Annotated in this window: 25 protein-coding genes; 12 read left to right on the forward strand and 13 right to left on the reverse strand. The window is 52.9% G+C overall.

The window, feature by feature from the left end; translation table 11 throughout:
• Window positions 1–508 precede the first annotated feature (508 nt).
• The 8 genes from J2T37_RS09270 to J2T37_RS09305 all read left to right on the forward strand — a co-directional run bounded on the left by J2T37_RS09270 (window position 509) and on the right by J2T37_RS09305 (window position 5,976).
• Window positions 509–694 carry a DUF3460 family protein gene (locus J2T37_RS09270; protein ID WP_253355317.1) on the forward strand — a complete coding sequence of 62 codons (186 nt, stop codon included), beginning with the start codon at window positions 509–511 and terminating at the stop codon, window positions 692–694.
• A gap of 11 nt (window positions 695–705) precedes the next feature.
• The gene (locus J2T37_RS09275) at window positions 706–1,374 is read left to right on the forward strand and encodes a class I SAM-dependent methyltransferase (RefSeq protein WP_253355318.1); all 669 of its coding nucleotides are present in this window, start codon (window positions 706–708) and stop codon (window positions 1,372–1,374) included.
• A gap of 5 nt (window positions 1,375–1,379) precedes the next feature.
• Entirely contained in the window at window positions 1,380–2,114 is a 735-nt protein-coding gene (locus tag J2T37_RS09280) for a tetratricopeptide repeat protein (RefSeq protein WP_253355319.1), read from the forward strand.
• Between the two features lie 140 nt (window positions 2,115–2,254).
• Window positions 2,255–2,740 carry a 5-(carboxyamino)imidazole ribonucleotide mutase gene (gene purE, locus J2T37_RS09285; protein WP_253355320.1) on the forward strand — a complete coding sequence of 162 codons (486 nt, stop codon included), beginning with the start codon at window positions 2,255–2,257 and terminating at the stop codon, window positions 2,738–2,740.
• Window positions 2,741–2,898: 158 nt separating this feature from the next.
• On the forward strand, window positions 2,899–3,612 hold the full coding sequence (locus J2T37_RS09290; RefSeq protein ID WP_253355321.1) for a pirin family protein: 714 nt from the start codon (window positions 2,899–2,901) through the stop codon (window positions 3,610–3,612).
• 84 nt (window positions 3,613–3,696) lie between these two features.
• The gene (locus tag J2T37_RS09295; RefSeq protein ID WP_253355322.1) at window positions 3,697–4,035 is read left to right on the forward strand and encodes a S8 family serine peptidase; all 339 of its coding nucleotides are present in this window, start codon (window positions 3,697–3,699) and stop codon (window positions 4,033–4,035) included.
• Window positions 4,036–4,041: 6 nt separating this feature from the next.
• Window positions 4,042–5,133 (forward strand): DNA polymerase IV, encoded by a 1,092-nt coding sequence (gene dinB, locus J2T37_RS09300; RefSeq protein ID WP_253355323.1) that lies wholly within the window; start codon window positions 4,042–4,044, stop codon window positions 5,131–5,133.
• Window positions 5,134–5,244: 111 nt separating this feature from the next.
• The gene (locus tag J2T37_RS09305) at window positions 5,245–5,976 is read left to right on the forward strand and encodes a phosphoadenylyl-sulfate reductase (RefSeq protein WP_253355324.1); all 732 of its coding nucleotides are present in this window, start codon (window positions 5,245–5,247) and stop codon (window positions 5,974–5,976) included.
• Window positions 5,977–6,052: 76 nt separating this feature from the next.
• Here the strand turns inward: J2T37_RS09305 and J2T37_RS09310 are convergent, their stop codons facing one another.
• From J2T37_RS09310 to J2T37_RS09370, 13 genes are all read right to left on the reverse strand, one after another.
• Complete coding sequence (locus J2T37_RS09310; RefSeq protein ID WP_253355325.1) at window positions 6,053–6,541, reverse strand: PilX family type IV pilin; 489 nt, start codon at window positions 6,539–6,541, stop codon at window positions 6,053–6,055.
• Window positions 6,534–7,088 (reverse strand): pilus assembly PilX family protein, encoded by a 555-nt coding sequence (locus tag J2T37_RS09315; RefSeq protein WP_253355326.1) that lies wholly within the window; start codon window positions 7,086–7,088, stop codon window positions 6,534–6,536. Before J2T37_RS09315 ends, J2T37_RS09310 begins: the two co-directional genes overlap by 8 nt.
• Window positions 7,067–8,032 (reverse strand): PilW family protein, encoded by a 966-nt coding sequence (locus tag J2T37_RS09320; RefSeq protein ID WP_253355327.1) that lies wholly within the window; start codon window positions 8,030–8,032, stop codon window positions 7,067–7,069. Before J2T37_RS09320 ends, J2T37_RS09315 begins: the two co-directional genes overlap by 22 nt.
• A gap of 2 nt (window positions 8,033–8,034) precedes the next feature.
• Window positions 8,035–8,676 carry a type IV pilus modification protein PilV gene (gene pilV, locus J2T37_RS09325; protein ID WP_253355328.1) on the reverse strand — a complete coding sequence of 214 codons (642 nt, stop codon included), beginning with the start codon at window positions 8,674–8,676 and terminating at the stop codon, window positions 8,035–8,037.
• A 10-nt stretch (window positions 8,677–8,686) separates the two neighbouring features.
• A complete protein-coding gene (locus tag J2T37_RS09330; protein ID WP_253355329.1) occupies window positions 8,687–9,352 on the reverse strand; it encodes a pilus assembly FimT family protein in 666 nt (221 codons plus the stop codon).
• Window positions 9,353–9,505: 153 nt separating this feature from the next.
• Complete coding sequence (dnaB, locus tag J2T37_RS09335) at window positions 9,506–10,912, reverse strand: replicative DNA helicase (protein ID WP_253355330.1); 1,407 nt, start codon at window positions 10,910–10,912, stop codon at window positions 9,506–9,508.
• Between the two features lie 455 nt (window positions 10,913–11,367).
• A complete protein-coding gene (locus J2T37_RS09340) occupies window positions 11,368–12,711 on the reverse strand; it encodes an aldehyde dehydrogenase family protein (RefSeq protein ID WP_253355331.1) in 1,344 nt (447 codons plus the stop codon).
• 302 nt (window positions 12,712–13,013) lie between these two features.
• Entirely contained in the window at window positions 13,014–13,673 is a 660-nt protein-coding gene (locus J2T37_RS09345; RefSeq protein ID WP_253355332.1) for a MarC family protein, read from the reverse strand.
• 19 nt (window positions 13,674–13,692) lie between these two features.
• A complete protein-coding gene (gene rodA / locus J2T37_RS09350; RefSeq protein WP_253355333.1) occupies window positions 13,693–14,823 on the reverse strand; it encodes a rod shape-determining protein RodA in 1,131 nt (376 codons plus the stop codon).
• Complete coding sequence (gene mrdA, locus J2T37_RS09355; RefSeq protein ID WP_253355334.1) at window positions 14,810–16,891, reverse strand: penicillin-binding protein 2; 2,082 nt, start codon at window positions 16,889–16,891, stop codon at window positions 14,810–14,812. Before mrdA ends, rodA begins: the two co-directional genes overlap by 14 nt.
• A 2-nt stretch (window positions 16,892–16,893) precedes the next feature.
• Window positions 16,894–17,397, reverse strand: coding sequence for a rod shape-determining protein MreD (mreD, locus tag J2T37_RS09360; RefSeq protein WP_253355335.1), 504 nt, complete (start codon window positions 17,395–17,397; stop codon window positions 16,894–16,896).
• A 6-nt stretch (window positions 17,398–17,403) separates the two neighbouring features.
• Window positions 17,404–18,246 (reverse strand): rod shape-determining protein MreC, encoded by an 843-nt coding sequence (gene mreC, locus J2T37_RS09365; RefSeq protein ID WP_253355336.1) that lies wholly within the window; start codon window positions 18,244–18,246, stop codon window positions 17,404–17,406.
• 12 nt (window positions 18,247–18,258) lie between these two features.
• Window positions 18,259–19,299 (reverse strand): rod shape-determining protein, encoded by a 1,041-nt coding sequence (locus J2T37_RS09370; RefSeq protein ID WP_253355337.1) that lies wholly within the window; start codon window positions 19,297–19,299, stop codon window positions 18,259–18,261.
• A gap of 436 nt (window positions 19,300–19,735) precedes the next feature.
• On the opposite strand from J2T37_RS09370, the gene gatC reads away from it, so the two are divergent.
• The 4 genes from gatC (at window position 19,736) to J2T37_RS09390 (ending at window position 23,050) form a co-directional block, all read left to right on the forward strand.
• On the forward strand, window positions 19,736–20,026 hold the full coding sequence (gene gatC / locus J2T37_RS09375) for an Asp-tRNA(Asn)/Glu-tRNA(Gln) amidotransferase subunit GatC (RefSeq protein WP_253355338.1): 291 nt from the start codon (window positions 19,736–19,738) through the stop codon (window positions 20,024–20,026).
• A 78-nt stretch (window positions 20,027–20,104) separates the two neighbouring features.
• Window positions 20,105–21,553 carry an Asp-tRNA(Asn)/Glu-tRNA(Gln) amidotransferase subunit GatA gene (gene gatA / locus J2T37_RS09380; protein ID WP_253355339.1) on the forward strand — a complete coding sequence of 483 codons (1,449 nt, stop codon included), beginning with the start codon at window positions 20,105–20,107 and terminating at the stop codon, window positions 21,551–21,553.
• Window positions 21,550–21,984: a very short patch repair endonuclease gene (locus J2T37_RS09385; protein ID WP_253355341.1), complete on the forward strand. Its 435-nt coding sequence runs from the start codon at window positions 21,550–21,552 to the stop codon at window positions 21,982–21,984. The genes gatA and J2T37_RS09385 overlap by 4 nt, the downstream gene beginning before the upstream one ends.
• Complete coding sequence (locus tag J2T37_RS09390; RefSeq protein ID WP_253355343.1) at window positions 21,956–23,050, forward strand: DNA cytosine methyltransferase; 1,095 nt, start codon at window positions 21,956–21,958, stop codon at window positions 23,048–23,050. The genes J2T37_RS09385 and J2T37_RS09390 overlap by 29 nt, the downstream gene beginning before the upstream one ends.
• Window position 23,051 lies beyond the last annotated feature (1 nt).

Raw genomic sequence — 23,051 nt, forward strand, 5'->3', positions numbered from 1 at the left:
TTTTGCTTATAAGGGCTCAGTCGACTTTTTTTCATGGGATTTATTCTAAATGATTTTGAATAAATCTAGTTATCTAGTACAGCCCCATATTTTATTTTCAACACCGCATGGGGTAACAACAGATAGAAAATCGCCAGATTTTCATCATTCCCGCGCAGGCGGGAATCCAGAAGCCAAACACTTCTGGAATGCTTGCAGGACATCGGGAATCCAAGCGCCTAGATTCCCGCCTATGCGGGAATGACGAATCCTTGCGGATTCTGTCTGCCTAACAAAATACGTTCCCGAAATTCAACTAGATACTTACAACTTGTCTCTAGCTTATATTCAGTAGTAAAAAGCAAAACACTCTATCAAGATTTCAGACGGCCTGCGCCGGTTGTTCACGCCGCGCGACACTGCTTGCGCGGCAACAGCCCGCCATTATACCCGAAACCCTGTTGCCCTTAAAAATATCGGCTATAATAAGCGTTTATCCCCTTTAACCGTTTGGCGGAGAAACCACACCATGTACAACTACAGATCCGAAACCACCCAATTTTTAGACAAATTGATGGAAGAGCGCCCCGACTTGGCGCAGCAACGCCTCGACAACCGCCATCTTTTGTGGGACGTAACACTCGACCCGCAAGAACAGGCCGAATTTGAAGCCGCCAAAGTCGCCAAAAAACCCTACACCTATTACCAAGACTGATTTCAGACGGCATGACCACCACCACGACCAATGTCGCCCCTGATTTGCAAGCTTACCTCAACAGCATAGGCGAAGCGGAACATCCCGTGTTGGCCGCGCTGCGCAATCATACCGAAGGCCACCGCTTGGGCAAAATGGCGATTGCGCGCGAGCAGGTCGCGCTGCTGACCTGGCTGGCGCGGCTCTTGAAAGCCGAGCGTTATCTGGAGGTAGGCGTGTTCACCGGATACAGCAGCACCGCGATGGCGCTGACCCTGCCCGAACACGGCCGCATTACCGCCTGCGACATCAATGTCACTTTTACCAATATTGCCCGCGAAAGCTGGCAGGCGGCGGGCGTGGTGCACAAAATTTCGCTGCACCTGCAACCGGCGCTGCTGACGCTGGACGACTTGATTGCCGCAGGCGAGGCCGGAAGCTACGATTTGGCGCTGATTGATGCCGACAAACCGCCGACCCCGCAGTATTTCGAGCGCTGCCTGACCTTGGTGCGCAGCGGCGGCGTGGTGGCAATCGACAATGTTTTGCTAAACGGCCGCGTGATGGAATCCGATGTTCCCAATGCCCCGCCCAGCCTAAAAATCTTGCAAGATTTCAACCGCAACCTGCCATTGGATACGCGGATTGTGCCGATTACCCTGCCCGTCGGCGACGGCCTGACCCTGTTACTGAAAAAATAAACCGCATGAACACCCGCACTGCCCTTTGCCTTCTCCCTTTCAGCCTGCTTATTTCCGCCTGCGCCGCCACTTCTGCGCCGCCGCCAAGCGATGACAGCGCCATTTTGCCCGATCTCACCGCCGAGCCGCTGCCGAAAAAAGGCATTCCTTATCCGCAGTTAAACGAGCAAACCCAAATCGACCACCTCAGCATCCAAGTGGCGCGTTTGGAGCGGGAAGTGGATTCGCTGCACACCCGCGTGCAGCAGCTTGAGCGGCAAAATAAAATCAAGCCCAAACCGAAAACCGGCCAGCGCCTCAACGACGCCAAACTCAAAAGCAGCTATCTGGCGGGTAACACCGCCGCCGTCAGCGATGCCGACCCGGTCAGCACCAACGAAACGCGCCTTTACAATCAGGCGCAGAAATACTACCGTCAGGGCAATTTTGCCGCCGCAGCCGCCGTATTGAAAGAATCCGACGGCGGCAACGGCAGCGAAGCGGCGCGGCGCAATATGTATCTGCTGCTGCAAAGCCAGCTGCGCATGGGCAACTGCGAATCCGTTATCAGTATCGGCAGCCGCTATGCCAACCGTTTCCGTGGCAGCGCGCAAGCGCCCGACGCGCTATATAGCATAGGCTGGTGCCAATACAAAATGCAGCAAAAAGACATCGCCCGCAATACCTGGCGCAAGCTGATTCAGACCTATCCCGACAGCAATGCGGCAAAACGGGCGGCGGTAAGCATTAAACAGCGGTAGCCGCTAGGGTGGGTTTTCACCCACCATCATGATATGAAACGGTAGGTTAAAACCCACCCTACCGCTTTCAGACGGCCTATCCAAGAAAAAGGCCGTCTGAAAACCCTATTTTCCAAACCATTCCCTTTACGGAGCAACACATGATTCAAGTCGGTATCATTATGGGCAGCAACAGCGATTGGCCGGTTATGCAGCAGGCCGCCGAATTTCTGCAACAGTTCGGCGTGGAATACGAAGCGCGCGTGGTGTCTGCCCACCGCACGCCGGATTTGATGTTTGAATATGCCGAAACTGCCCGCGAACGCGGCATTAAAGCGATTATCGCCGGAGCCGGCGGTGCGGCGCACCTGCCGGGTATGGTGGCGGCGAAGACGACCGTGCCGGTATTGGGCGTACCCGTGCCGAGCAAATATCTGCGCGGCGAAGATTCGCTGCTGTCTATCGTGCAAATGCCCAAAGGCGTGCCGGTAGCCACCTTTGCCATCGGCGAAGCGGGCGCAGCCAATGCCGCTTTGTTTGCCGTTTCCCTGCTGGCCAACGAAAATCCCGAGCTGGCGCAAAAGCTGGCCGACTTCCGCGCCAAGCAGGAGCAAACCGTATTGGCGATGGAATTGCCGCAAGCCTGATGGGTTAAGCGCTTCAATGCATACTCAAGGCCGTCTGAAAATGATTTTTCAGACGGCCTTTTATTTCCTGAAAAGAAACATTGCTTCAATATTAATTCTATTGTTTTCCTAACTACCCGCCCATACAATAACACCATACACACAGCAAAGGAAAAATCATGCAAACCGTTTACCATGCCGCCGATTCGCGCGGCAATGCCGACCACGGCTGGCTCAAAAGCCGCCACACTTTCAGCTTCGCCGATTATTACAACCCCGAGCGTATGCACTTCGGCCTGTTGCGCGTGATTAATGACGACCATGTCGCCGCCGGTACGGGTTTCGGCACACACCCGCACCGCGATATGGAAATCATCTCCCTGCCCCTAAGCGGCGATTTGGCGCACCGCGACAGCATGGGCAACGGCAGCGTCATCCGCAACGGCGATATTCAGGTAATGAGCGCCGGTACCGGCGTAACCCACAGCGAAATGAACGCCAATGCCGACCAAGACGTGAAATTCCTGCAAATCTGGGTATTCCCGCGTGCGCAGGGTTTGACCCCGCGTTATCAGCAAATCAGCATTGCCGAGGCCGCCCGCCCCGACGATTTCCAGCAAATCCTGTCGCCCAATCCCGATGACGAAGGCGTATGGATTCATCAGGACGCTTGGTTCAGCTTGGCGCGTTTTTCAGACGGCACAAGCAAACGCTACGACATTAAACGCCCCGGTAACGGCGTGTACGTATTCGTTATCAAAGGACAAGCCAAAATCGGCGACATTACCTTAAACGAGCGCGACGGTTTGGGCGTGTGGGACACCGATGGCTTTGATGTAACCGCCGTTGGCGATGCGGAAATCCTGCTGATGGATGTGCCGATGGGCGCATAAGCGCTTGCCGTGCAAGGACAAGGCCGTCTGAAACAGGGTAAAATAGGTTTTCCCTTTCCTGTTTTCAGACGGCCTTTTTTATTTATGTACGCCAAAATTTTCGCCGCATGTTTACCCGCCCTGCTGCTAGGCGCTTGCCATACGCTCAAGCAACCGCAGCCCGTGACCGCAGCCGTGTACGCGCCGGCCGAAAGCAGTGTCAGCGGCAACCTGATTATTTTCTACGACGCCACAGTCGGCACTGCGCCTTTAATGCAGGCCGTCCAAGACTACGGCGCAAGCGTGTTATACCAATACAAAACTTTAAACGGTATGGCCGTCCGTCTGCCGCAAGGCGTTTCCGCCGAAGCAGCCGGTGCGCATTTTCGTCAAATCAAAGGCGTATTGTCCGCCGAGCCCGACCGCGTTATGCAGTTGCATTAAACCATTATGTCCGAGCGCAAAATCATCCATATCGACATGGACGCGTTCTACGCTTCGGTAGAACTGCGCGAACAGCCGCACCTCAAAGGCAAGCCCGTGGTGGTGGCGTGGGACGGCGCGCGTTCGGTCATCTGCGCCGCTTCGTATGAAGCGCGGCAGTTCGGCCTGCATTCGGCGATGGCGGTGGCGACGGCCAAACGGCTGTGTCCGCAGGCGGTGTATGTGCCGCCGCATTTTGATTTATACCGGCAGGTCTCGGCGCAGATTCATGCCGTGTTCCGCCGCTATACCGATTTAATCGAGCCGCTGTCGCTGGACGAAGCCTATCTGGATGTTACCCGAAATTTTCAGAACATCCCCTATGCGCAAGATGTGGCGCGGCAGATTCGTGCCGAAATCTTAGCCGAAACCGGCCTGACCGCTTCCGCCGGTATCGCACCCAATAAATTTCTCGCCAAAATCGCCTCCGACTGGCGCAAACCCAACGGCCAATTTGTGCTGCACCCGCAAAAAATCGCTGCCTTTTTGGAAACGCTGCCACTGGGCAAAATTCCCGGCGTGGGCAAGGTTACCCTGAAAAAAATGCAATCGCTGGGCATGCATACCGCCGGCGATTTGCGCCGTTTCGAGCGCGGCGAGCTGCTCAACCACTTCGGGCGCTACGGCTACCGCCTCTACGATTTGGCGCGCGGCATAGACGAACGCCCGGTCAAACCCGAGCGCGAGCGTTTGCAGATTTCCACCGAAATTACCCTGCCCGACGATTTTCCGCTGGCGCAAACCCTGCTGCACCTGCCGCACTTAGCCGACGATTTGTGGCAGCAAATCAAACGCAAACAGGTAGAAGCCAAAGGCGTGACCCTCAAGCTGAAAACGCATGATTTCCGTATCATTACCCGCAGTCTGACCTACTCCTCCGCCCTACCCGATTCGGCCGCCCTGCTGCAAGCCGCGCACACATTGTCCGAGCGTATTCCGCCGCAGCATGACGACGCGTTCCGCCTGATTGGAATCGGCGTCAGTCATTTGCAACCTGAAAACCAGCAGCCGCCACTATGGGAAGATACGTCGCAGGAAGCGTTGGTTATAACCAAATAAACAAGCGTTCTTTCCGTTTGGCGCATATCGGGCGGACAATGGCAGTCTAATTTGGCAGCAATGCCGTCTGAAAATCTATAAAAACATACCAAACCACAGGAACACCCCACCATGTCTTTATTCCGCCCCAAATTCTGGCAGATTCCAAGCGTTACCCCCGAAGAGCAGCAACGCCTGCCCGTGATTACCGCTGAGTTGGAAGGCCGTCTGAAAGAAATTGCCCAACGCTTTCCCCATGCCGCCTTCGCTTCCAGCCTGGCGGTAGAGGATATGGTGATTACCGACGCCATCCGCCGTTTGGATTTGCCGCTGCGGATTATCACGCTCGATACCGGCAAACTCAATCCCGAAACCGAAGCGCTGATTGCCGCCACCAATACGCGTTACCATACCGAGCTGGAGATTTTCCGCCCCGACCCGCAGTCCGCCGCCGATTTTGAAGCGCAATTCGGTACCACCGCCATGTACGACAGCGTCGAGCTGCGCCGCCAATGCTGCCATATCCGCAAAATCGAACCGCTCAACCGTGCTTTAGCGGGCGCACCCGCCTGGCTGACCGGCCAACGCCGCAGCCAATCGGCCACGCGCAGCGAGTTAGCGTTTGAAGAAGTCGATCACGGCCGCAACATTGCCAAGTTCAACCCGATTTTCGATTGGGAAGAATTGGATGTCTGGGCTTACGCCCAAGCGCATGATGTGCCGCTAAACGATTTGTACAACCAAGGCTATCCGAGCATAGGCTGCGAACCGTGCACCCGTCCGGTAAAAGAAGGCGAAGACATCCGCGCCGGACGCTGGTGGTGGGAGAGCAAAGACAGCAAAGAATGCGGTCTGCATAAATAAGCTGGCTGATTAAAAAGGCCGTCTGAAAACAATAATATATTGTTTTCAGACGGCCTTTCGATTTATTGGGAAACGGTTATTCGATTTTTTCGCAGCCGACATCACTAGTTTCTTCGGTCAAATATTTCTGCGCCGAAGCCGAATCGGTACATTTGTAGGCATTACCCAAGCTGTCCATCCACAGCGCCAGAGTATAGCCGCTGGAAGCCGTCGGTACGGCCACGAGGTTGTAACGGCGGCTTTTGCTGCTGTCAGGCATTTCTGCCGAATAGGTATATTTTTCCGCCAACGCTTTATCGCCGCTGAAATTAGCCAAATATTTGCTTAAGGCCGTCTGAATTTCGCTGTTGGTTTGCGATGGATTTTTAACCAGTTCGGTTTTAAAGCCGTTGTTAACCGCCACCAGCTCGGCATGCGCCTGCGACAAATAGCCGCGTTCGACATATTTCTGATAAGACGGTACGGCAATTACGCTGAGGATACCGACAATCGCCACGGTAATCATCATTTCGACCAGCGTAAAGCCGCGCTGCCTTTCCAAACAGGTTTGCAATTTATTATTCATAAGCCACATAGGATTGCGTCATCACCACCGTATTGCTGTTTTTACCCCAAGCCTTTGCGGTTACGCGGAAAATCGGATTATCGGAAGAATCGAGTTTGATGTATTCGATGATGTAACGGGCATTTTGGCTGGCACCCTTGGCGGTATAGGTCAAGCCGTTAGTATCAATACATAAAGTATCGCTATCACATTCGCGCTCCCACGCATTGACTGTTGATTCGTTGGAAACGGTAATTTCCATATTGCTGGCGCTGGCGCTGCTGCTGCCTACCGCCGCGCATAAGCCATTGCTGCAATCTTCGGTAAACTCGGCCTCATCGCCCAAACCCAATACGGCGCTTTCCCCCGCACGCAGCGCCGCTTCGGATAAAGACATGGCATATTTGCGGTCGGAATCGTTGGAACTAATCCGCTGCTCGGTATTGTAAGATTGGGTTGCCGCCACCACCAGCAAGGCAATGACCAACATCATCATCAGCACCATAAAGAGGGCAAAACCTTGCTGCGCTGACGCTTTAGGCGGATTTAAATGGCTCTGTCGGCGCATGTATTGCCCCCCCTGACATTGGTGTCGATATTGTAAACATGAACGGCATTATCGTCATCGGCGCTAATCGAACCGCCGTTAATCACGATACGAATCATCGCCGGTGTCGCGTCGGTTGATAGGTTAGAAGTGCTGTCAAAAGTTTCGCTGTCGGTCGTTGTCGCGCCGGTCTCCGGGCAGCTGTCGTCGGTAACATCAACATAGCTGATGTCCCATGATGATACGTCGGCAATCAATAATTGCGGATTGCCCCAACTGCCGTCATCCGCCAACTGTATGCGGAACAGGCCGGTTTGCTCGCCGGAAGTCCCGATGGCATAAGCATTGACGGTATAATGCATCACGCCGATGTTGCCGTCATCGGTAGAACCGCTCAAACCTAAAGCGCTGCGTATTCCGGCTGCGGTTGTCGGCGTTTCAGACGGCCGCGTAATGGTAGAACAGGTGCTGAATACCGCCGGTGCGCCGCTGGTAATCTCGCTGCCGATGGCGTCGATATTGCCCGAGTCCACACCGTATTGGAACAATAAAACGCTGCTGCTCGGGGTAAAATTATCCGCGCTGAAATCAGAAGCAGACAACTCTTTTACCGGAATCAGCGCCGCTGTCGTATCACTTGAACCGTAAGGCGCCAAATTCAAGCCCTGCACCGATGCCCCCACATCATTCAACACCGCTTCAGCCGTATAAGCCGACATATTGAAACAGCCGAAACTGCCCGCCATATGTGCATCCCGCGCAATCAGGTTGGTGGCGTTGCGTAAATCCTGCTGCACATTGACACGGCCGCTCGCCGCCGTATTCAGATTGCGTGCAGTAAAATAGGTAGAGGTTACGGCAATCAGCACAATCATGCTCAACGCGCTGGCCACCAAAAACTCAATCAAGCTGAAACCCTGTATCTGCTGTTTTATTGGCGAATAAGCCGGATATTTTTTATTCATTTTCAATCCGCAACCCTGGCTTGGTAAGTATAAACAACATAATTTCCGGAAACACTCAAATTATTATTCGATGTATCATCATCACTGGTTTCCATATCAGCCAACCAAGCCACTTTGACCACGGTCGTGCCGCTGTTACCATCGCAATTAAAATCCACGCTGCCATCGGCGTAGGTTGGCGTTGCCCCGGAAGTATCTTGGCAAATGGAAAAATACACCTTGGCTTCCGGTAACGCGGCGTAAAGGCCGTTGCTGAACTGGCAGATTTGCGCTGTTGCCAGAGTTGCTTTGCTCATACCGGTGGTGTAAGCGGGCGAACAAGAAGCCGCCGCCTGCGAATCTGTCAGATAACGGGTATAGGATTTGTCTGTCCAGCCGGTTACGCTACCGGAAGAATCGGTTGCCGCCGACAGGGTCGGATTAATCAGCATGCCCTCAATCAAATTCTGCGTAATTTGGGAAACAACGGTCTGCCCTTCCGCTTCGCGCACGCCGGAAGCGGTGCGCAGTTGTACCGCCAGCAAAGCCAGTACGCCGATGGACAAGACAAACATCGCCACCAAAACTTCAATCAGCGTCATCCCTGCTTCGGCAGCGTTCAGACGGCCTTCAGACGGCTGTAAAAAGCGTGTTTTCATGGTCATTTTATTGTCATTAGGATTCGGGATATTCGCACAAAGTGCGGGTATCGGATTTGGCGCACACTTCCACCCGGCCGCTGCTGTCAATCAGCACCACGCTGGCGCGGGTGGCTTTTTCGTCATCGGTATCGGCGTTGTAATCGGTCAAGGCGATTTTGACATAGCCTTGGGCGATGTTGAAGCTGCTCTTTTCCCCCATTGCCGTGCTGTAACCAAATGTGCCATCCGGGTAATATGCCCAAATATTATTGCTACCGCTGGTACACTCGCCTGAAAAATCGCAGGTTTGAAAAGTATAGGCTACTTTTTGGGTATCGGTACTCGGCGTTAGGATTAAGGTACGCAGGGAAATATCGTTGTCATCGCTGTCGTAGTCTTCATCGCTATTAACATCGGCAAAGGCAAACATGCCCTGATTGATGTATTTGAGACTGCATTGGCTTTGCGCTTTGCCGTCTGATTTGATTTGCGCCGGGCAGACATACACGGGCAGATTCAGGCGCACGGCTTCGCCACGGGCAAAACGCAGCAGGTTGGCGATTTGTTCGGCTTGGGTAGCGGCGCGGCGCGAAGAGAGCCATTGGTTGAAATTGGGAAAAGCGATAATGGCCATGATTGCGGTAATGGCAATCACGACCAAAAGTTCGATAAGGGTAAAACCTTTGGATTGCTCAGGCATGGGTATCCGGTCAGTAAAACGTATTGGGGTAATGTGTGTAGGTATTTTTAATATTGGCGGGTGCATGTATTTGCACCAAGCCATTCTAAACGATAATGCCGTCTGATACCTAAAGAAATATGAAATCCGCTTGTTTCAGACGGCCTTTGTGTCTCAATCTTCCATCAAAGCAGATTCGGGTACATACGCGGCGTTGTCGAATTTGGTAAATTGTCCCATCCAGGTCAGGAATACTTTACCGGTCGGGCCGTTACGGTGTTTGCCGATAATACATTCGGCCAGGCCTTTTACCGGCGACTCGGGATTATAGTATTCGTCGCGGTACATAAACATAATCAAATCCGCGTCCTGCTCGATGGCGCCCGATTCGCGCAAGTCGGACATCATCGGACGCTTGTCGGTACGCTGCTCAACGGTACGGCTCAACTGCGACAGGGCAATGACGGGCACTTGCAATTCTTTGGCCAAAGCCTTGAGCGAACGGGAAATTTCGCCCAACTCGGAAGCGCGGTTGTCGCTGCGGCCGGAGCCTGACATCAGTTGCAGGTAGTCGATAACAATCAAGCCCAATTTGCCGTTGTATTGGCGTGCCAAACGGCGAGCGCGGGCGCGCAATTCCAGCGCGGTCAGGCCGGGGGTTTCGTCGATATACATCGGCGCGTCGGAAAGTTTGACCACGGCTTCGTTTAGACGCGCCCAATGTTCGTCCTGCAGGCGGCCGGTTTTCAGCACATGCTGATCGAGGCGGCCGACAGAGCCGAGCATACGCATGACCAGCTGCGCCCCGCCCATCTCCATGGAAAACACGGCCACTGGCAGTTTGTTTTCCACCGCCACATGCTCGGCGATATTGATGGAAAACGCGGTTTTACCCATAGACGGGCGGCCGGCCACAATCACCAAATCGCCCGGCTGCAGGCCGGAAGTTTTTTTGTCCAAATCAATAAAGCCGGTGGATACGCCGGTCACTTCGTCGGGATTGTCGCGCGAATACAGCATGTCGATACGCTGCACCACTTCTTCCAGCAGCGTCGGCATATCCAAAAAGCCTTGTTTGGATTTGGCGGTACTTTCGGCGATTTGAAACACGGCGTTTTCCGCTTCATCCAAAAGCTGCCCCGCGTCGCGCCCTTGCGGATTGTAGGCATTGCGGGCGATTTCCGTACCCACTTCCGCCAGCTGGCGCATAATCGAACGCTCGCGCACAATCTCGGCATAGCGGCGGATGTTGGCGGCAGAGGGCGTATTTTGCGCCAGCGTAATCAGGTAGTTAAATCCGCCCGCCGCTTCCAATTCGTCATTACGCTCCAAGGCTTCCTGCACGGTAATCACGTCGGCCGGACGGTGCTCGTTAATCAGCTTGGAAATGGCGCGGAAAATCAGGCGGTGTTCGTGGCGGTAGAAATCTTCGCCACCGACCACATCGACAATGCGGTCAAACGCCGCATTCTCCAGCAGCAAGCCGCCCAATACCGACTGCTCGGCCTCCATCGAATGCGGCGGCAGCGACAGGGCGCTGACTTCGCGGTCTTCAGACGGCATATCGGGATAATCGTTCATGGCGGCATGCTCCTCACACAAGCGGAAAAATCAGAAGCGGTATTATAGCGCAAGGCCGTCTGAAAAGCCGTAAAACAAACGGATTTTCAGACGGCCTCGGGGTTTGTTGGCGTTTCATCTGCGGCATCCGGTAAAAAAATGCGTCTGCTACGTTAAAAATGCTCGCAAGGTGTTCACAACCTTGCTGCGCTGGCGGGTTTTATAGTCGTTCCAATTTAGTCTGATACAGCGTTGCTGCGCCTTGCTCAAAGAGGGGGCTTGGCTAAGCTGCCGAAGCAGCAAGTCTCGCCGACCCGTACTATTTGTACTGTCTGCAGCTTGCTGCCTTGTCTCAAACTAAATTGAAACAACTATACTAGCGTAGCGTGTAAAACCGCTCTCTTTGAGTACTTGCCTTGTATCCGCGCTTTTTTGCTCGAAACCCTACTTCGTGGATGAAACGCCAACAGACCTTCTTATTTCTGCCAATAGGTTTTGACATTGACAAACTCATACAACCCAAATTCCGACAATTCGCGCCCGTAACCCGAATCTTTTACCCCGCCGAAAGGCAGGCGCAGGTCGCTGCTGGTATGGCGGTTGACAAACACCGAACCGGCTTGGATTTTTTCGGCATAACCCCAAGCCGCTTCAGTATCGGCGGAATAAATCGTTGCGCCCAAGCCGAAGGGAGAATCGTTAGCCAGCGCAACCGCGTGTCCGGTACTATCCGCACGCAAAATCATCGCCACCGGGCCGAACACTTCTTCATGATACACGCGGCAGCGCGGATTGACTTTGTCCAATACCGTAGCAGGATAAAACCAGCCCGCCCCCTCGGGCATTTTGCCGCCAATCAAGCATTCCGCGCCGTTATCTAACGCGTCGCGCACCTGCTCGTGTACGCTTTGGCGCAAGTCGGCGCGGTGCAGCGGTGCCAGCGTGGTCTCGGGCTGTTTCGGATCGCCCGTTTTCAGTTTGGCGCATTCGGCCAAAAACAGCGGAATAAAACGGTCGGCAATTTCATTGCACACGATAATCCGTTTCGCTGCATTACACGACTGCCCCGCATCGCGGAAACGCGAATAGCAGGCCTCTCTCGCCGCCTGCGCCAAATCCGCGTCAGGCAAAACGATAACGGCATTGCTGCCGCCCAACTCCAACACGCTTTTTTTCAGATGGCGTCCGGCATGGGCGGCCAGATGGCGGCCGGTACGGGTGGAGCCGGTAAACGCCATTGCGTCGGCAGCGGCAATGGCTTGCAGGGTATCGTCGTTGTCCAACCAAGCGGGAATCATGGGCAGACTGTCGCCGATAAGCTCAAACAAGGCCGCCGTTACCCGCCCCACGCTCGGCGCGGGCTTGACCGCGCAGGCATTGCCCGCACACAAGGCGGGCACGGCAAACCGCAAAACCTGCCATACGGGATAGTTCCACGGCATGACCGCCAACACCACACCCAAAGGCTCGAAACGTACCTGACTCAAACTGGCTTGGGTGGCGATGGTTTTGTGTGCCAAGAGTTCGGGTGCCAGGCGCACATAATAGCGGATTAAATCGACGGATTTATTCAGCTCTGCGCGGCATTCGTGCAGACAGCGTCCCACTTCCTCACACACCATTTCCGCCAAACGCTCTTTTTCTGCATCCAAGCGGTCGGCAAATTGGTTGAGTAACGCTGTGCGCTGGGTCACGCTGAGGGCGGCAAACTGCTGCTGGCGGGTGCGTAATTGGGTCAGCGCGGCAGCAAAATCCGGCCACGGCTGAAACGGCCGTTGGTAAAGTTCCTCTCCGTTAAAGGCATTGATACTGTGAAACATGGCGGCTCCTTTGTGTGTTTTTTTTCTATTATTCACTAGGGTCTGTTGACAATCCATCCGCGAAGCAGATTCTCGAGAGAAAAAGCGCGGGTGCAAGGCGCATAGCGCAGCAAGGTTGGACACCTTGCGAGCATTTGCAACGCAGCAGCCGTGTTTTTCGCCGAGAAGATGCCGCGTGATGGAATGTCAACAGACCCTAATAGGCCGTCTGAAAGAAATCCATGTTTTTCAGACGGCCTTGTATTCGGATAAGGATAATATGTTGTTTCAATCAAATTTCGTGCAAAGCGTTTTCAGACGGCCTAAGCCGCGAGTTGCGGGAAAATCGACCTTAATCCGGCAACGATAATTTCCACCGACACCGCCGCCAACAGCATGCCCATTACACGGTTGAGAATGCTTAGGCCGGTATCGCCCAGCCATTTGCTGATTTGGTCGGACGCACGCAAAATCAGATAACAAATCACGCCGACCAACAATCCGGCGGCTACAATCGCCAAAATATCGCGGTAGCTTTTGGCAGCAGAGGCATAAATGATGACCGTGGAAATCCCGCCCGGCCCCGCCATCATCGGAATGGCAATCGGCACCACCGCCACGGCGGTGGCATTGTGCTTCTGAACCGGTACGGTAATGGCATTATCTTCGCTGGTACCAACATCAGGTTTGGCCGGATTACCATCACCGTTCATCATTGAGATGGCTATCAGGAAAACTAAAATCCCTCCGCCGACTTGGAACGAACCGACACTAATGCCCAGTAGTTTCAACAAAAAACCGCCCGATATGGCAAATACCGCGATGACGATAAACACTGTCAACGCCGCCACACCCGCCACTTTACGCCGCTCACGCTTGCTATGGTTGCGGGTCAAGTCCAGATAAATCGGCAGCGTGGCAAAAGGATTAATCAGCACCATCAGTGCCAAGATAATTTTGGAAATCTCAACACCCAGCTCCATACATTACTCCTCCCGAAAATTATTCCTCCCGGCGGCGGGGTCTTTGCTCGTTGCCGATACCCATCAGAAGCGCCAGCACCATCACTATCGACAAAGTCGCCGTGCCGCCGTAGCTGACCAGCGGCAGCGGCACGCCAACCACCGGCAGAATGCCGCTGACCATGCCCATATTAACGAAGGCGTAGCAGAAAAACGTCATCGTCAGCGCTCCCGCCAGCGTGCGGCTGTACAAGGATTTCGCCCGCGACGCGATATACAGGCCGCGTGCCAGAATAATCAGGTACACCAGCAATAATAACGTATTGCCGATTAAGCCGAACTCCTCGCCGAAAACGGCGAAAATAAAGTCGGTAGTGGATTCGGGGATATAGTCGAGGTGGGTCTGCGTACCGTTGAGCCAGCCTTTGCCCCATACGCCGCCCGAACCGATGGCAATCATGGATTGGATGATGTGATAACCGTCGCCGAGCGGATCTTTGGTCGGATCGAGCAGAGTCAGTACACGCGCTTTTTGGTAATCATGCATGCCGTAGTTCCACATCAGCGGCAAGGCGGCGATGAAGGCGACGATTGCGGCAAAAATCACTTTCCACGGCAATCCGGCGAAGAACACCACAAACAGGCCGGAAGCCATAATCAGAGTGGCTGTACCCAAATCAGGCTGCTTCAAAATCAAACCTACCGGCACCACCACCAAAGCCATCGCCGCCAAATAATGATACCAGCGCAAACGGCCTTCGTAGCGCTGAAAATACCAAGCCACCGTCATCGGCAGACCGATTTTCATGATTTCAGACGGCTGGATACGGCCGACACCGATATTCAGCCAACGGGTCGAACCGTTGACCGTTACCCCCGCCACTTCCACACCAATCAACAGCACCACGCCAATCACATAAATCGGCAGCGCAATCTTAGCCACTTTCTCCGGCTTGATACTGGCCACCAACCACAATAGGGCAAAACCTAATACCGTATGCAGGGTTTTGTTTTCCAGTTGGCCGAACTCCTGCCCGTCTGCCGAATACAGCAGAAACAGACTCATGATGTACACCGCCAACATCGCAAAAAACAACCACGGGTCAATCGGCTCCCACACGGTTTGGCGGATTTTCTTCCATAAACTGGTCGGATGATTATTTTCCGTCATGTTTTCCCTCCGCCGCGCTTGCTGCTGCGGTATTCTGTGCCGCATTTCCATTGTCGGTCTGATTTAAGCCGTAGGCCGTCTGAAAAACCGACGGCATTACCTTTTTCTGCGTTTTCTTCGTACCTGCAGCAAAAACCGGCTCTGCGTCGGCCTGTTCTTCAGCAGGCAATTGATTCGGCTTCAGATTCAGCATATAAAAATCAGTCAAACTGCGCGCGGCAGGCGCGGCATTCGCCCCCCAACCGCCGTTTTCCAGCAAAACAGCCGTGGCGATTTCCGGCTTGGCAATCGGTGCAAACGAAATAAACCAGGCATGGTCGCGGTGTTGTTCGGCCAAGGCCGCCGCATTATATTTCTGCCCCTGTTTGATTTGCACCACCTGCGCCGTACCGGTTTTACCGCCCATGGTGTATGGCGGCATACCGATACGCCAAGCCGTGCCGCCCGGTTTCAACACTTTACCCATCGCCTGCTTCACATATTCGAAATTGTCTTGCTTAAACGGAATTTTGTGCGACGGATTCGGGTTAATCAGGGTAATCTCGCGATTGTTGTAATCCAGCAATTCTTTGACCAAATGCGGACGATAAACCACGCCGTCATTAGCCAAAGAAGCAGTGGCATGCGCCATCTGCAACGGCGTGTAGGCGTTATAACCCTGCCCTACGCTGACCGAGACCATCTCGCCCACATGCCATTCGCGGTTGGCTTTATTTTTGGATTTGGCAAAACGCTTGGCCTTCCATTCTCGGCTGGGCAAGACACCTTTGTATTCATTGGGCAGGTCAATGCCGGTCGGCTGGCCGAAACCGAATTGCACTAAATACGGCTGCGCCTTATCAATCCCCAACTCATAACCCATACGGTAGAAGAAGGTATCGGAAGACACTTGAATCGCCTTGCTCAAATTGGCGCTGCCGTGACCGCGTCGGGCTGCATCGCGGAACACATGGCGGCTGCCCGGAATGCTCCATGCACCGGGCGCGGGAACAACTGTGCTTTGGGTTAATTTACCGCTTTCCAATAAAGCCATACCCATAAACGGCTTAAACGTCGAACCCGGCGGGTACAGACCTTGGGTCACACGGTTAATTAACGGTTTTTTCCAGTCTTCATTCAAAGCTTTCCAAGTATCGCTGTCAATGCCGTCAATAAACAGATTCGGATCAAACGACGGTTTGGAAACAAATGCCAACACATCTCCGTTTTGCGGATTCAATGCTACCATCGCTCCCCTGCGGTTGCCAAAAATGTGGTCAGCTTCCTGCTGCATACGGATATCCATCGCCAAGCGCAGGGTTTGCCCCATCTTCGGCGGTACGTTTTTCAGCACCCTGACAATATTGCCATAGGCATCTTTTTCTACTTCCTGATAACCGGGCACACCATGCAACTGGTTTTCATAATACGCTTCCAAACCTGATTTACCGATATGCGTGCTGCCGCGATACAAGGCGGTCAGCCCTTCTTCTTCCAAGCGCTCTTGGTCGCGGTCGCTGATACGGCCGATGTAGCCTAAGAAATGCGAAGTCAGTTTACCGTAAGGATATTCGCGGAAGGTGCGAGAATTGATTTCCACACCTTTAAATTCGTGCAAATGTACCGCTAATTTAGCCGCTTCTTCATCAGTCAGTTTCAGTTTCAACGGCACATTTTCGTATTTGCGGTAACTCTCGCGGTATTTTTTAAAGCGTTTCAAATCGGTGGCGCTGATGTCCACATATTTGCCCAACGCCTGCACCAAGTCATCCATCTTACCTTCAATTTTGTTTGGAATCACTTCCAGCGAAAATACGGCATAGTTCTTTGCCAACGGCACGCCGTTAATATCAACAATTTCACCGCGAATCGGCGGTGTCGGAATGATGGTAATGCGGTTGGTAGAAGCCTGGCCGGAGAAATCGTCATGACGCACCACCTGTAGATAGACAAACCGCACCAGCAGCAAGCAGAAAAACACCACAATCAGCACAAAAGCCACAAACAGGCGCAGCAAAAAATCAGGTTGCGCCGTATTTGCGGCGGCATTAGGTTTAACCGGCTTGGCAGACGGTTTACGGTTCGGCATATTCATCGGCGGTTACGGTAAGAACGGGTGATAATCAACAGCAGTTGGCTGAGCAGCGGCCAAATCAGTGCCCCGACAAACGGGGCGATAAAGCTCTGCCAGGTGATGATCTGATGATTAAGAAACAGCCGCGCCACCACTAAAACAGCTTGGTTACACAACAATGCAGCCAGTACCACAAAAATCTGCATGACATGACCATACAGCATGATTTGGCGGTGGCGGTTTAAAATAAAAAATACCATCACGCTATAAGACAAGGCGTGTAAGCCCAAAGAAGCCGCCGTGCCGACATCGGCCAGCAGGCCGACGATAAAGGCTACACCCAACCCTACCCTTTGCGAGCAGTGCATAGACCAATACAGCAACGTCAAAGCCGTCAGCTCAGGCAGCCAGAAAAAGACATCAAACGGGAAAGGCATGAATTCCAGCAACATGGCCACGACAAAGCTGCCGATAATCACATGCCACGGCATGATTTGGAAAGAATCGTCAAAATCGCTCATAACAAGTCAAGGTTGGACAGTTTTAGGCGTTTGTTGGGACACGACCAACACAAAGCGGCTGCCGCGCAAAGCCGCAAACGGCTCAAGCGTGGTAGCGTAATACGGCGTACCGGAAGCGCGTACCACTTCCTTGACCGTTGCCACGGGAATACCAGCCGGATAAACGCTATCCAGACCGGAAGTCAAAAGAATGTCGTTGGGTTTCAAATCAGAAGAAGTCGGAAAATAACGCAATTCCGGACGGGTACCGTTGCCGTACAACAGGTTGTTTTCACCCGTACGCTCAACCGTTACCGGCACAATACTGTCATTGGCCGACAATAATGTGACTTCCGAACTGTAAGGCTGTACCTGGGTCAACTGACCAAGCAGGCCGCCTTTGTCGATGACCGCATCGCCGTTTTGCAAACCGTTGCTGCTGCCTTTATTGATAATCAGTTTTTCCGAGAGCGGGTCTTTACCGTTGGACACCACTTCTGCCCCTACCACATCACGGATACCGCGCTGCTGCAAACCATACAGCTTTTTCAATTCGCTCAATTCGCTCAAATTGACTTTGTCACGCTGCAAACGGGTTTTCAGACGGCCGTTTTCCTCCAGCAACAAACGGTTTTGTTCCAGCAAACCCGCCTGCGACTGAGTTAAATTACTGATATGCTGATACAGGCGCACCGGTTGGTTGGCTACCCATTGCAGCGGATACAAAACCGTTGCCGCTACTTGGCGCAGCGACTGCACGGCTGAAAAGCGGCTGTCCAACACCAGCAAACAAACGGCCAATACTGCATACGCCAGCAGGCGTAAAAGCAGACCGCCGCCCTGAGCGTCAAAACGCAAAGATGATTTCATAAGCGTGACACCTTAGGGATTTTCCGCGAATACGGCATCCCATTTGCCGACATAATCCAACGCCTTGCCTGCACCGTAAGCCACGCAGTTCAAAGGCTGATCGGCAATACCCACCGGCAAGCCGGTCGCGTCGGCCAACAGCGTATCCATCCCTTGCAGCAGCGCACCGCCGCCAGTCAACATAATACCTCGGTCGGCAATATCGCCGGCCAATTCAGGAGGTGCCTGCTCCAGTGCCAAACGCACAGCGCGCACGATTTGGTTCAACGGCTCACTCAAGGCTTCGCGGATTTCATCAGAGGTCACCGCCACAGATTTGGGCGTACCTTCGGCCAAATCGCGGCCTTTAATCCGCAACGCCGTCATGGTGTCGTGACCATAGGCAGAACCGATTTTCTTTTTCAAATCTTCCGCCGTTGCCTCTCCGATTAAAATGCCCCGGTTGCGGCGCAGGTAGTGCACAATGCTTTCATCAAACGCATCGCCGCCGGCACGCACGGAATCCGAATATGCCATACCGCCCAGCGACAAAATGCCGATTTCGGTCGTACCGCCGCCGATATCGACAATCATCGAACCGGCCGTTTCTTCAATCGGCAAACCCGCACCCAGCGCAGCCGCCATCGGCTCTTCAATCAAATGCACGCTGGAAGCGCCCGCTGCAAAAACCGAATCGCGGATGGCTTTGCGCTCCACCTGAGTAGAACCCCCCGGCACGCAAATCACCACACGCGGCGGCACTAGCGAACGGCCTTGGGTTGCTTTTCTCATCAACACACCCAACATACGTTCGGTAATATTGAAATCCGCAATCACACCGTCTTTCATCGGGCGGACAATTTCAATATTGCGCGGCGCCCGCCCCTGCATTTTTTTGGCTTCCGTCCCCACGGCCAAAATCTTATTTTTACCGCCCGGTAAGCCGGTCTGCACCGCCACAATCGACGGCTCGTCCAACACAATGCCTTTATCGCGGACATAAATCAGCGTATTGGCCGTACCCAAATCAATGGCAATATCGTTTGAAAAAAAACGGGATAACAAACGTAACATGAGAATACCTGAGTTGCGGGCATTTGCCCGAGGGGTTTGACCGTGTTTTGCCGTGCGGCAGATTCGGCTGCGGAAAATACGGATGCAAGAAACAAAACGCAGCAAGGTCGGACACCTTGCGAGTATTTGTGACGCAGCAGGCGCGTTTTCCGCTCCGAATATGGCACGCGGCGAAATACGGCCGAACCCCTTTTGTGTTATTTAATTTTTGAAATATGAATAAACAACATGGTTTCAGACGGCCTGCGGACAAATTTGCCGCAACTGCTGTCATACGACACCATCAGGGTCTGCGACATTCCGCCCCGCCGGACAACAGGCATGAGATGAAATGTAAACAGACCCTAAGTTTTCAGTTATAATTCTTCATTTCATTGAAGATGAAACGCAATCATACCCTAATAAGGTTGGATTTGCTATCAGACAAGGATTTTTTATGGCTTTGAGTTTACAAGATGTGGAAAAAATCGCCAAACTTTCCCGCCTGCGCCTGAACGACGAAGAAAAAACGCAGACCCTGCAAGAATTAAACGATATTTTCGCACTGGTTGAAAAAATGCAAACCGTCGATACCGACGGCATCGAACCGATGGCGCACCCGCACGAAGTCGCCCTGCGATTGCGTGAAGACAAGGTTACCGAAACCGACCATGCCGCCGAATACCAAGCCGTTGCGCCGGAAGTGCGCAACCGTCTGTATATCGTACCGCAAGTAATTGAAGAATAATTTTTCAGACGGCCTTCGGCATTTTTTATGCCTACCGAAAAAGAAGGCCGTCTGAACGATGCTGTCTGAAAGATTGTTATGACCTCATACACCTTAAAGCAAGCCGCCGACCTGCTGCATGCCAAAAAAATCTCCGCTGTCGAGCTGGCAAACGAATACCTCGCCGCTATCGAGGCAAAAAATCCTGCCCTCAACGGCTACATTACCTTAAATAAAGAGCTGACACTGGCCGAAGCGCAAGCGGCCGATGCACGTATTGCCACCGGTAACGCGGGCGCACTGACCGGCGTGCCCGTTGCCTTTAAAGACATTTTCTGTCAAACCGGCTGGAAGAGCGCCTGTTCTTCCAAAATGCTCGATAACTTCGTTTCGCCCTACACCGCCACCGTGGTGCAAAACCTGCTGAATGAAGGCATGGTAACGCTTGGCCGCACCAATATGGACGAGTTTGCCATGGGTTCGACCAATGAAACCTCGTTCTACGGCGCGACTAAAAATCCTTGGAATCCCGAACACGTCCCCGGCGGCTCGTCCGGCGGTTCGGCTGCCGTGGTCGCCGCCCGCCTTGCTCCAGCTGCGCTCGGCTCTGATACCGGCGGTTCCATCCGCCAGCCTGCTTCGCACTGCGGCATTACCGGTATCAAACCGACTTACGGCGTGGTATCCCGTTTCGGCATGGTGGCCTACGCCTCCAGCTTCGACCAAGCCGGCCCGATGGCACAGACCGCCGAAGACTGCGCCCTGCTGCTGAACGCAATGGCGAGCTTTGACGAGCGCGATTCCACCAGCTTGGAACGTGCCAAAGAAGATTACACCCGCGATTTAAACCAGCCGCTCAAAGGCATCAAAATCGGCCTGCCAAAAGAATATTTCGGCAGTCACAACAGCGCCGATGTTCAGACGGCCTTACAGCAAGTCATTGTTTTGCTGAAACAGCAAGGCGCAGAGATGGTCGATGTGACCCTGCCGCAAACCGAGCTTTCCATTCCGGCCTATTACGTTTTGACCTCCGCCGAGGCCAGCACCAACCTGTCGCGCTACGACGGAGTGCGCTACGGCCACCGCGCCGCTCAGTTTGGCGATTTGGAAGAAATGTACAGCAACACCCGCGCCGAAGGTTTCGGCAGCGAAGTGAAGCGCCGCATTATGATTGGTACTTATGTCCTCAGCCACGGCTATTACGATGCCTATTACCTGAAAGCGCAAAAACTGCGCCGCTTGGTGGCAAATGATTTTCAGACGGCCTTGCAAGGCTGCGACCTGATTCTCGGCCCGGCCGCACCGACCGCCGCGCCCAAACTCGGCAGCAATATCCAAGATCCGGTGCAGATGTACCTCTCCGACATCTACACCATTGCTGTGAATCTGGCCGGCCTGCCCGCCATGAGTCTGCCTGCCGGTTTCTCTTCAGACGGCCTGCCTGTGGGCGTGCAACTGATTGGCAATTATTTCAGCGAAGCCAAATTATTGAATGTGGCGCACCAGGTGCAACAAAACAGCGACTGGCATTTGAAAGCGCCCGAATGACCGACAGGCTGACACCCGAACAGCGCAAAAAGTGCATGCAGGCCAACAAAAGCAAAGGCACAAAACCTGAGCTTTTGCTGGCTAAAGCCATGTGGCAGCTTGGACTGCGCTACCGTAAAAACAGCAACACCGTTTTCGGCAAACCTGATTTCAGTTTTAAAAAATACAAAATCGCCGTTTTTATCGACGGCGAATTTTGGCACGGTAAGGATTGGGAACAGCGTAAAAACGACTTGAAGAGCAACCGCGAATTTTGGATTGCCAAAATCGAACGCAATATGCGGCGCGACATTGAAGTGACCGGCCAGCTGGAAGCAGAAGACTGGCAGGTCTTCAGATTTTGGGGAAAGGATATTACGAAAAATGCCCAACCTGCCGCACAAAAAATATACAGAGCCATCAATGAAAAAAGAGATTTATCCCGAAAATAATCAGCCATCAGGAAACAAACTGAAAGAAAAAGCGGCGCAATACACATTGTTTGAAAATACAGGCAATTTTCAAACAGCATCACAGCCTTCGTTTACATTTATCGATTTGTTCGCCGGTATCGGAGGTTTCCGTATCGCCATGCAGAACTTGGGCGGCGAATGTGTGTTTTCAAGCGAATGGGACGAAAAGGCCAAACAGACTTATGAGGCAAATTTCGGAGAAGTTCCGTTTGGCGATATTACCTCGGAAGAAACCAAAAAATTCATTCCAAAACAATTTGATATTTTATGTGCGGGATTCCCATGCCAAGCCTTCTCCATTGCAGGACGAAGGGGCGGTTTCGAAGATACGCGGGGTACTCTGTTTTTTGATGTAGCCGAAATCATCCGCCGCCATCAGCCTAAAGCATTTTTCTTAGAAAATGTAAAAGGTTTGACCAATCACGATAAAGGCAGGACTTTAACCACCATTCTGCACACACTGCGTGAAGATTTGGGATATTTCGTCCCCGAACCTGAAATTCTTAATGCTAAAAATTTCGGTGTTCCCCAAAATCGCGAGCGTATTTTTATAGTTGGTTTCAGGAAAGATTTAGGAATTACAAATTTCGAATATCCCAAACCGACAGGCATTCAGACGGCTTTTAAAGACATCAAAGAAAAAGAAACCGTTCCAACCAAATATTATTTATCTACCCAGTACGTTGATACGCTGAGAAAGCACAGACAGCGACACGAAAATAAAGGCAACGGCTTCGGTTATGAAATTATCTCTGACGATGGAATCGCCAACGCCATTGTTGTCGGAGGAATGGGACGCGAACGTAACTTGGTTATCGACCACCGCATTACCGATTTTACACCGACAACCAATATCAAAGGTAAAGTAAACCGAGAAGGCATCAGAAAAATGACGCCGCGTGAGTGGGCAAGACTGCAAGGCTTTCCAGAAGAGTACAAAATTGTAGTAGCGGACGCATCCGCTTACAAGCAGTTTGGCAATTCCGTAGCTGTGCCGGCTATTCAAGCAACAGCAGAGAAAATATTGGAAAAGTTGGAGATTTGAT

The sequence above is a fragment of the Neisseria perflava genome (assembly GCF_024170405.1).
GTDB classification, from domain to species: domain Bacteria; phylum Pseudomonadota; class Gammaproteobacteria; order Burkholderiales; family Neisseriaceae; genus Neisseria; species Neisseria perflava_B.